Raw genomic sequence first — 10135 nt, forward strand, 5'->3', positions numbered from 1 at the left:
TGGCCCCTTACCGGAGCGACCGCAGTTGGCAATATATCGGCTGACAGGGGGCAGTATGGTCAAGGCATCAGGCAATCGAATGACGCCGACCTGGCGTGGGGCCATGGATGGGAGTCTCTACAGTGGTTGGTTGTCCATTGCACGCCGGAGATGATGGGTCCTCTGGACAGGCTATGTGCGGTGACATGATCATTTGCAAGATTGTTAACAAAAATGTGAACAAGATCACCGGACGGATAAGGGTTTGAGGCTGGAAATTGACCAAAAAGGAGTAGAATGGCGCTTTATTTTTGAGGGTCATTCGATGCCCAACTATCACTTCTTCACGCTGGGCCAGGCGCTTACCTATCTCGATGCCAATGCCCCCCGTTATAGCGATGAGCGTCGTCAGCTGGTTGAGCAGGGATTTTCCGCCATGGCAGCCCCCGTCTTTGCAGATACGCCGGCTGAGGCGCTGGCGCTGCTGCGTCATCATCAGACATGGCAGGAGAAAGCCATGGCCGATGCACTCTCTTTGACGGTTTCCCCCGGGCCGACGCTCATCTCCTGTCTGCAGGAGCAGCCTTTATCCGGGAGTTGAACAGCAACAGTGCGTCATCCGGGAGGAGGCGCCATGTTGCTGCGCTGCCAGCTCGCCTCCTACCTCTGTTGCAGCTCGCCTTCCATTACCAGTAGGGCATCCATCCCTGCCGCCTTGCCTGCCTCAAGCCCGATCCGGGTATCTTCAAAGACCAGACAGTTAGCTGGATTGGCCCCCAGCTGTTCGGCCACTTTCAGAAACGTATCCGGATGGGGTTTGTGGTTGGTGACATCATCTGCGCTCACTACCACAGAAATATAGGCATCGAGACCGGTGCTCTTCAGGATGGCGTCCGCCTGATTGCGTGGTGAGCCGGTGCCAATTCCCATCTTCACCTTGCCGTGATAGTGCCTGACCAGCGCCCACATCTTGGGAAAGACGCTGACCTTGTCGATATGGGTCATGTAGAGGGCAATCTTGCGACGGGTAAAGGCCTCGACATCTACCGTCAGTCCCTGCTGCTCGGCCAGCATGGCGATGATCTTGCGGGTGGGAATGCCGCCGTATTGATAGAGCTGATCCCGCTCGAAGGGGATGCTGAATTCGGCGCAGGTGAGCTCCCAGGCATCCAGATGAAGGGGCATGGAGTCCACCAGGGTGCCATCCATATCGAAAATCAGGGCATCGTAGTGATCAAATCCGTACTGTTCTGGCGCGCTCATGGGGACTCCTCGAATCAAATAGGGCAGGCTAGCAGATTGGGGACATCGATTATGGGATCTGTCTCATGATCGGGCAGATGTGGCCGCCGATTTTTCTATCTCTTGCTGATTTGTGAGACAATAACTCGCTCAATTGCCGATCCTTTGGCATATCAGATCAGCGAGTCCCCTTATGACCTCGAAAATATCCCCTAAAACCATCTTCTCCAGTGTGGCGCTGGTGATCGCGCTCGGTTCGCTGGAGAAGAGCATCGTCACCACCCCGCTGCCGATGATCGGTGCCGAGCTGCACGCCGGTGCCGCCCTCACCTGGGTGGTCACCGCCTACCTGCTGGCGGCCACCGCCGTACTGCCCCTCTATGGCAAACTTAGTGATCTCCTTGGCCGGGTACGGATGCTCAATATCGCCATTGGTCTCTTTCTGGCAGGCTCTATCGCCTGCGCCCTCTCTCAGGATCTGCCGACCCTGCTGGCGGCCCGAGTGCTGCAAGGATTGGGAGGGGGCGGCCTGATTGCTCTTGCCTTTACCGTGATTGCCGACACGATTCCGCCGCGGGAAGTGGGCAAGTATCAGGGGTACATTTCGGCGGTCTATGCGGTATCCAGCATTGCCGGGCCCCTGCTGGGTGGCTACTTTACCGAACAACTCAGCTGGCGCTGGATCTTCTGGATCAACCTGCCGCTTGGTGCACTGGCGATCTACCTGATCAACCGCAATCTTAAACAGCTCAATGTGCGTCGCCACAGTCGCTTCGACTGGAAGGGGGCGGCACTGCTCATTACCGTCACCACCCTGACTCTGTTGTTGCTCTCACCCGAGGCAGCCCTCCCTGCCATCTGGCTGGCGGGGGCTCTGGCGGTCTCTCTGATGTTGCTGGTGCTGATTGAGCGGCGCGCTCATGACCCCATACTGCCAGCCCATCTGGTGCGGCTGCCCGGTTATCTGGTGAGTGTGCTGCTGGTGATGTTTTCCCAGTTGCTGATGTTTGCGGTGTTGGTTTATCTACCCCTGCAGATGCAGTGGCAAAAGGGGCTGAGCGCCAGTGAGAGCGGGATGAGTATGGTGATCTTCATGATCTGCATTACCGCCGGCGCTTTTGTCGGCGGCAAACTCATCGGGCGTACCGGTCACTACAAGAGTTTTGTGGCGGTAGGCTTCGGGCTGGCTGCAGTGGCGCTTTGGCAGATCCACTTTGATGCCTGGGTCAAGCTGGCCCTCGGCTTTGCCGGTATTGGCCTGGGTCTGGTGTTGCCCGCCCTCTCGGTGGTGGTACAGAATGCCTTGCCACGGGAAGATCGCGGCATCGGCATGTCGCTGTTCAACTTTGGCCGTGAGCTGGGGGGGGCCATCGGGGTGGCCATCTGCGCCATGCTGTTCCATTCCAGCCTGCCTGCCGGTAGTGGCAGTGATCTGAGTCGGCTTGGGCCCGATCTGCTGGCCGCAGGTTTCAGCACCACTTATATCGGCATGGGGCTGATTGCCACGCTGGCGCTGCTGATCACTCTGCTGGCATTGAAGCGCCATGAGCTGGCCTCTATCAATGCCTGATCAATCGGCTAGCCATACCGCACACTGATAAGGGGCAAAAAGTGGTGCAGGCTGGCCAGGGTAGTTGCCTATCAGCAAGCTCATGCCGTCTGTTACCTTGTCAAAGTGGGGCATCGACAGGGGGTTCGCCGTGAGATTGGCGAGTAGCAGCAGGGTGTGCCGCTCTCCGCTGGCCGGATCCTGCCAGTGGCGGCGATAGCCGATGCGCTTGGGATCATCCCCATCCAGCAGTTCGAAATTGCCGTGGCGAACGACCGGGTGGGCCTTGCGCAGGGCGATGAGCTGGCGATAGCAGTGAAACGGCGAGTCGGGGCGGGCCAGCTGCTCGTCAGCATTTATCTCGAGGTGGTTGGCATTGAGGGCAATCCAGGGCGTGGTGGTGCTGAAACCGGCGTGGGGGCCAGCGTCCCACTGCATCGGGGTACGGGCGTTGTCGCGGCCAATGGCATCGAGCCGCCGACTCAGCTCGGCAGGATCCAGCCCTGACTGGCTGGCGCAGTAGTTGATGGCCTCCACATCGCGCAGCTCGTCCGGCTGCCAGTGGCGGTTGGTCATGGCGAGCTCCTCCCCCTGATAGATGAAGGGAGTGCCCTGCATCATGTGCAGCACCATGGCCCACAGTTTGGCGCTGGTTTCCCGCCACTCGGGCCTGTCATCGCCAAAGCGGGAGACGGCGCGGGGCAGGTCGTGGTTGCCGAGAAACAGGCTGTTCCAGCCTCGGCCATGCAGCCCTTGCTGGTGGCGGGCCATGGCCCGTTTGAAGGCGAGGGGAGCAAAGCGGGATGACCACTTGTCACTGCCGAGCCCCAGATGCTCGAAGTTGAACACCATGCTGAACTCGCTGCCATCCGTGCTGGAGTAGCGTTGCATATGGGCGAGATCGGCCCCCCAGGTCTCCCCCACCGTAATGATCCCTTTGCCGCCGAAGCTGGCAGCATTGAGCTCGCGGATATAGTCGTGCAGGCGCGGGCCATTGCTCATGGCCAGTCGGTCCCACTCCTTGCTCACCATATCGATCACATCGAAGCGAAATCCCTTGATCCCTTTGCCCAGCCAGAAGTTGATCACCTCTGCCATCTCGGCCCGCACCGCCGGGTTGTCCCAGTCCAGATCGGCCTGACTGGGATCGAAGTTGTGCAGGTAGTAGCGATCAAGCGCTGGCACATACTGCCAGCCGCTGCCGCCAAAAATCGAGGTAATGGGGTGAGCATCGACAAAGGCTTGATCCCGGAATACGTAATAACCCTGATAACGGGGATCGCCAGCCAGTGCCTGCATAAACCACTCGTGCTCGGTGGAGGTGTGGTTGGCGACGATATCCATCATGATGCCGATGCCGTGAGCGGCCGCTTCGGCGATCAGCTGCTCCATCTCGGTCAGGGTGCCGAAGGTGGGGTCGATGGCACGGTAGTCCGCCACATCGTAGCCGTTGTCCCGTTTGGGGGAGCGATAGATGGGGGTGAGCCAGAGCATATCGACCCCGAGGGTGGCCAGATAGTCGAGGCGCTGACGGATGCCGTTGATATCGCCTATGCCGTCGCCATCACTGTCCTGAAAACTCATGGGGTAGATCTGGTAGATGACGCAGCTATCGAGGTCGATATCGGGCGTGTGAAGGGAGTGCGTATTCATCAGCGTGGCCGGTTGGGGGAGAAGATTTTCTATCTTACGCAGATGAGCTGCGACTCGACAGGGCAGAGGAAACCTTGAAAAGGGTTCCATAGTTGGCTGATTGCCAAAAGTGCGGGAAGGGTCACAAAGGTGCCATCCCGGGCCACTGCTGTGGTCGGGACGGCACGGCACTTGGCGCGGATACTCTGCAGGAATACAGGTTATTGAGCAGCCTTGGCCTGCTCGCTGCGTTGTTCCTGCTGGCGCTCTGCCTTGTCTTGCTGGCGTTCTGCTTGGGCTTCCAGCTCCTTGCCGAGGAAGTAGTTCAGGAAGGTGCGGATCACCGCGATGATGGCGAGGCGGATCAGCTCCTCCTTGCTTGGCGCGACCGTGGTGGCCAGGATGTCGGCGGCGAGCTGGAACTCCAGCGCCAAGATGAGCCAACTGCCGAAACAGAGGCGAATGCGCGGAAAGCCGGGTTCGTGATCCTCCATCCGCGCCGCCAGCCAGAGGGTCTTGCCAAGCCCTATCACCACACAGGCGATGGAGATGATCTCCAGCAGCAGCTGGAACAGCTCGACCCCGTGCATCATCCCTTCTCTCAGGCTCGCTATCTCAAACACTCGGGTCACCTCCATGATTCAAAAGAGGACACTATTAACACATCACTCGGCAAAGGCCAAATCCAGCTCAGGCAATCAGTTTGAATTCAATCACATAGAGCGGCGGCAGAGCGGGGTAGATATCGCGGATCACCTGTTTGAGCTCGGGGAGGGTCATGTTCTCCTGACGGGCGTGCTCGTCGTTCAGTTCATCGAAGGCCACTGCATTGACGGAGATCACCTCTATGGTGCCGAAGGGCTGGTGCTCCGGGTTGGTGAACAGGGCCAGCCGCTGGCCGGGCTGCCAGTTGGCCTCGCTCTCGTCGCGGATGGTGATGGTCTTGCGGCCCGCCTGAATGTCGGCAACGAAGCGGCTGAAGAAGGTGAACGCTGGATAGGTGTGAGTAGACATGGTGACTCCTGACAGGGTGAATGGAAATCAAAGGTCGAGATAGGCGCGCAGCTTGGCCAGATCGGCGATAACGGGGCCATTGCTGCCGTCGGCAACTATGCCCTGTTCGACCAGCTCCTTGAGGGCGCGGCGGTAAACCCGCTCGGTGGTGCCGAAGCGCGCCGCCTCATGGGCCCGCTTGCGTGACCCCAGCATGGGGGTGCGCTGGCGTTCTCGCCACAACTCGTAGGCGATGTTGTAGGCGATGGGGTGGAGCAGGCGGCTGGTGGTGATCTCCAGCGTATCGAGATAGTCGCTGGCGAGTGCGGCGGCGAAAAAGAGGGTCAACTCGGGCTCGGCCAGCAGGCGCTGGGCCAGTTTGTGGGCGCAGATGACCCGGGCATCCAGCTCGGTCTCGGCCACCACGTTCCACTGCACCGGGGTGGCGCTGAAGAACTCCATCTCGCCAAAGATCTGGCTGTGACACTCAATCTCGCCGAGTTGGAAGCGGCGGCCCGAGTGCACTGTGCTGTTGAGGGAGACCCGGCCATGTTCGACCAGATAGAGCTGCTCGCTCAGCTCCCCCTGCCGCATGATGGATTCGCCCGGCAGGTAGCGACGCAGAAACAGGGTGCACGCTTCCAGCGCCGCGGCAAAGCGGGGTTCCAGTTTGGCGAGTTCGGCGTGAAAACGACCGAGGGGATAGGGCTGTTGCTGCATGACGTACCTGTCGCACCGATGACGAGGGCCATGAGGCTAGCAAGAGCGCGGGCCGGATACCAGCCCGCCTCCTGTCGAATGTGCCGTGATTAACGGTTTGCCGTTTATTGCACCAGGGCGTGGAGGGCGGCGGCGATGGCGTTTCGCTCGCCGTTCATCATGGCCAGCTCGGCGTTGGCGTACTCATTGACCCCATCCTGCACATCCTGCTCGAACAGCACTACGTTGCAGAGCACGGCTGCAACCCGCACCTTGCGCAGGCGACCCACGGTCAGCAGGGCTGCGGTCTCCATGTCAGCGCCGAGCACGCCACGGGCATGCCAGTAGCGGCACACCTCCTGCTCATCATCTCGATAGAAGCTGTCGTGGGAGCGTACCAGCCCGTGCCAATGAGGCTGGCTGCCGGTTGCTACATGGTTGAGCAAGGCGGCCTGCAGCCAGATATCGGCGCAGGCGGGGTACTCGGCGGGCAGATAGGCCTGTGAGGCCCCCTCATTGCGTACCGCCCCTTCCACCACGATAAGGTCGCCAAGGCCGATGTCGTGTTGCAGGGCACCGGCGGAGCCGACCCGAATAAGCGAGCGGGCACCGGCTTGCACCAGCTCCTCCAGCGCTATGATGGCCGACGCGCCGCCGATGCCGGTGCTGCAAACCGTGATCGGCACTCCCTGATAACGGCCATTGATGAGGCGAAACTCCCGGTTTTGCCCCAGCACTTCACACCGCTCGAGCTGGCTGGCGATGCGGTCGACCCGGGCCGGGTCGCCGCACAGCACCACCCGCTCGGCAATCTGGTCGGGGCGGCACTGGAGATGGGGTAACAGACTCATGGCTTACAGACCTTGTGGCTGGCGCTTGGCGGTAATCACCCAGAGGCGAGTGCCGTTGGCGGCGATAAAGAGCAGGATCAGGTACTCCAGCGACATGGCGTAAACGCCCTGCGCCGCATAGACACCGATGCTGATGATGTTGATGACCACCCAGAGGATCCAGTTCTCCACATATTTGCGGGTCATCAGGATCTGCGCGACCACCGAGAGCACCGTCATGGTGGCATCCCAGAATGGGAAAGCATCGGGGGAGGGCTCGGGAGTGGCAAGGTTGGCACCAAACAGGTTGAGAAACGCGACCGAGGTACGCGCCAGCGCTGCGAATACCGGGTCGATATAGCGGGTCAGCAGGGCGATGGCCAGCACGCTCACCACGGCAGTGACGATGAGCTTGGATTTGCTGAGCCAGCGGATCTGCAGGGTATCCCCCTGCTCGTTGGCGGGACGGGTCCAGGCGTACCAGCCGTAGACGTTGGCGCAGAAGAAGAACAGCTGCAGCAGCAACAGCCCGTACAGCTGGATCTGGAAGAAGATGATGGCAAACAGGGTGACGTTGATCAGACCAAACAGGTAGTTGATGGTCTTCTCCTGACTGGCGAACCAGATACAGGCAAGGCCGAACAGAGTGCCGATGGCTTCAATCCATGACATGGCATAGCCGCCACCCAGCGGTATGGTCACTAGCGTGTTATTGATGCTGAACAGCTCGAATATGCTCATTTTCTGATCCTTGGTAATGAGGGTTAGTATGCGAGGGCGCCATTCTAAGGGGTGAGGGGGAGGAGGGGCAGGACTTTTGTCCGCCCCGGGCTTGGCCCATATCAAAGAAATGGCTTCTGGTGCCCGGCTATTCCAGCACCGATGGGTTATGGTGCCCCGATGGGCCGGACTTTATTGATATGTAGCAAGATGATAGCGCCGTGGCTGTGGTCTGATAGAGTCCACTATCCGGGAGGAGAATCACGTGATAAAAGGAGGTTGCATTGAATTCCGAGCTTGTCTGGGTGCTCTGTCTGCTGGCTGGCGCCATCTATCTCTTTATGACCAACAAGGTGCGGATGGACGTGGTCGCCCTGTTGATCATCATCCTCTTTGTGCTGAGCGGCACCCTCACCCTGCCGGAGGCACTGGCGGGTTTTAGCGATCCCAACGTCATTCTGATAGCCGCCCTGTTTGTAGTCGGGGAGGGGTTGGTGCGCACCGGCATCGCCTATCAGGTGGGGGATGCATTGGTGAAGGTGGCGGGCAGCAGCGAGACCAAGCTGCTGGTGCTGCTGATGGTGGCGGTGGCGACGCTGGGGGCTGTGATGAGCAGCACCGGGGTGGTGGCCATCTTTATCCCGGTGGTGCTGAGTGTGGCGAATCGGATGGGGATCCCGGCCGGTCGCCTGATGATGCCCCTCGGCTTTGCCGGGCTTATCAGCGGTATGATGACGCTGGTGGCCACGCCCCCCAACATGGTGGTCAACAGCGAGCTGATGCGCCACGGCATACACGGCTTCGGTTTCTTCGATTTCACTCCCATGGGGGGGCTGATCCTGGGGCTGGGCATCCTCTACATGCTGCTGGTGCGCGGCTCTTTGGTGGGCGAGGGGGAGGAGGGCAAGGGCAAGCAGACCGGGCGCCGTACTTTTCGCGATCTTATCCGTGATTATCGGCTGACCGGTCGGGCCCGCCGCCTGGCGCTGCACCCCGACTCTCCCCTGATTGGCCATACCCTGGACGAGCTGCAACTGCGCGCCCGTTATGGCGCCCACATTATCGGGGTGGAGCGCTGGCGCAAGTTTCGCAGGGTGATGGTGCCGGTGTCGGGGATCAGTGAATTTCAGGCCAGGGATGTGCTGCTGATCGATATGTCCGATCCCGAGGTGGACGTGCGGGATTTTTGCAGCGAAGCGCGGCTCGAGCCCATGATCCTGCGTGGCGAGTACTTCTCCGGTCAGGCGCGGGAGGTGGGGATGGCCGAGGTGTCGCTGATACCCGAATCCAAGCTGCTGGGCAAGAGTGTGCGGGAGGTGACCTTCCGCTCCCGCTATGGCCTGAGTGTGGTGGGGCTGCGCCGCGATGGTGAGGCTCTTGCTGGCAAACTGGTGGACGAGCCGCTGCAAATGGGGGACACCCTGCTGGTGGTGGGTAACTGGAGCCATATCCGGCAACTGCAGACTCACAGCCGCGACTTTTTGTTGATGGGACTGCCGGCCGAGGTGGACGAGATGGCCCCCGCCCGCAGTCAGTCGATCCATGCACTGATTTGCCTTGGGGTGATGATCCTGCTGATGGTGACCGATCCGGTGCCCAACGTCATTGCCGCGTTGATCGCCTGTCTGCTGATGGGCAAGTTTCGCTGTATCGACATGGAGAGCGCCTACAAGTCGATCCACTGGCCGACCCTGATCCTGATTGTCGGCATGCTCCCCTTCGCACTGGCGCTGCAAAAAACCGGCGGGGTGGATCTGATCGTCGGTGGCCTGATCAATGTGGTGGGGGAGATGGGGCCGCGGGTGATGCTGGCCAGCCTGTTTGCGCTCTGCGCAGTGATCGGGCTATTTATCTCCAATACCGCCACCGCGGTACTGATGGCGCCCATTGCGCTGGGCACGGCGCAGCAGATGGGGGTATCGCCCTATCCGTTCGCCATGACCATTGCCATCGCCGCCTCGGCTGCCTTTATGACGCCCGTCTCCTCACCAGTGAATACCCTGGTGCTGGGACCGGGCAACTACAAGTTCGCCGACTTTATCCGTATCGGGGTGCCTTTCACCCTGCTGGTGATGGCGGTGAGTGTGGTGGCTATTCCCTGGTTTTTCCCGTTCTGACTACCGTGTTGATGGATGTTCATACCAGCGGCCTACGGGCCGCTTTTTGTTGCAGGGAGACGAGAGTGGCAAGGCGTGCTCGGAATCAGCGGGAAGGGGGCCTTAAGGGGAAGAGGGGGTGATACAGCGATGAGAGACAACCGGAGAGAGGCAAATGTCAGATACAAAAAAACCAGCGTGAGCTGGTCTGTTTGGTACTGCTATCAATGGTGCGGAAGGAGAGACTCGAACTCTCACGCCTAGGGCGCCAGAACCTAAATCTGGTGCGTCTACCAATTTCGCCACTTCCGCAAATTGATGGTGGCTATGACGGGATTCGAACCTGTGACCCCCGCATTATGAGTGCGATGCTCTAACCAACTGAGCTACATAGC

The 10135-nt window shown here is 60.0% G+C and carries 10 protein-coding genes and 1 tRNA gene; 3 read left to right on the forward strand and 8 right to left on the reverse strand.

Annotated elements, in window-relative coordinates; all coding sequences use genetic code 11:
• Window positions 1–304: 304 nt before the first annotated feature.
• On the forward strand, window positions 305–580 hold the full coding sequence (locus G5171_RS08950; protein WP_005343832.1) for a hypothetical protein: 276 nt from the start codon (window positions 305–307) through the stop codon (window positions 578–580).
• A gap of 59 nt (window positions 581–639) precedes the next feature.
• Here the strand turns inward: G5171_RS08950 and G5171_RS08955 are convergent, their stop codons facing one another.
• The gene (locus G5171_RS08955; protein WP_421251300.1) at window positions 640–1242 is read right to left on the reverse strand and encodes an HAD family hydrolase; all 603 of its coding nucleotides are present in this window, start codon (window positions 1240–1242) and stop codon (window positions 640–642) included.
• A 172-nt stretch (window positions 1243–1414) separates the two neighbouring features.
• On the opposite strand from G5171_RS08955, the gene G5171_RS08960 reads away from it, so the two are divergent.
• Window positions 1415–2791 (forward strand): MDR family MFS transporter, encoded by a 1377-nt coding sequence (locus G5171_RS08960; protein WP_421251299.1) that lies wholly within the window; start codon window positions 1415–1417, stop codon window positions 2789–2791.
• Here the strand turns inward: G5171_RS08960 and G5171_RS08965 are convergent, their stop codons facing one another.
• The 6 genes from G5171_RS08965 to pnuC all read right to left on the reverse strand — a co-directional run bounded on the left by G5171_RS08965 (window position 2792) and on the right by pnuC (window position 7665).
• Window positions 2792–4423, reverse strand: coding sequence for an alpha-glucosidase (locus tag G5171_RS08965; RefSeq protein ID WP_421251298.1), 1632 nt, complete (start codon window positions 4421–4423; stop codon window positions 2792–2794).
• Between the two features lie 200 nt (window positions 4424–4623).
• The gene (locus G5171_RS08970) at window positions 4624–5025 is read right to left on the reverse strand and encodes a DUF1622 domain-containing protein (RefSeq protein ID WP_029299378.1); all 402 of its coding nucleotides are present in this window, start codon (window positions 5023–5025) and stop codon (window positions 4624–4626) included.
• A gap of 67 nt (window positions 5026–5092) precedes the next feature.
• Window positions 5093–5416, reverse strand: coding sequence for a N(4)-acetylcytidine aminohydrolase (gene yqfB / locus G5171_RS08975; protein WP_421251297.1), 324 nt, complete (start codon window positions 5414–5416; stop codon window positions 5093–5095).
• Between the two features lie 27 nt (window positions 5417–5443).
• Window positions 5444–6115: a Crp/Fnr family transcriptional regulator gene (locus G5171_RS08980; protein WP_421251296.1), complete on the reverse strand. Its 672-nt coding sequence runs from the start codon at window positions 6113–6115 to the stop codon at window positions 5444–5446.
• A 104-nt stretch (window positions 6116–6219) separates the two neighbouring features.
• Window positions 6220–6945: a nucleoside phosphorylase gene (locus tag G5171_RS08985; protein ID WP_421251295.1), complete on the reverse strand. Its 726-nt coding sequence runs from the start codon at window positions 6943–6945 to the stop codon at window positions 6220–6222.
• A 3-nt stretch (window positions 6946–6948) separates the two neighbouring features.
• On the reverse strand, window positions 6949–7665 hold the full coding sequence (gene pnuC, locus G5171_RS08990) for a nicotinamide riboside transporter PnuC (RefSeq protein WP_421251294.1): 717 nt from the start codon (window positions 7663–7665) through the stop codon (window positions 6949–6951).
• A 263-nt stretch (window positions 7666–7928) separates the two neighbouring features.
• On the opposite strand from pnuC, the gene G5171_RS08995 reads away from it, so the two are divergent.
• Window positions 7929–9761, forward strand: a complete 1833-nt coding sequence (locus tag G5171_RS08995; RefSeq protein ID WP_421260066.1) for an SLC13 family permease — start codon at window positions 7929–7931, stop codon at window positions 9759–9761.
• 207 nt (window positions 9762–9968) lie between these two features.
• Here G5171_RS08995 and G5171_RS09000 read toward each other — a convergent pair.
• Window positions 9969–10052, reverse strand: a tRNA-Leu gene (locus G5171_RS09000).
• Between the last annotated feature and the right edge of the window lie 83 nt (window positions 10053–10135).

This window comes from Aeromonas sp. 600774, from assembly GCF_049175075.1.
Classification (GTDB): Bacteria; Pseudomonadota; Gammaproteobacteria; order Enterobacterales; family Aeromonadaceae; genus Aeromonas; species Aeromonas veronii_A.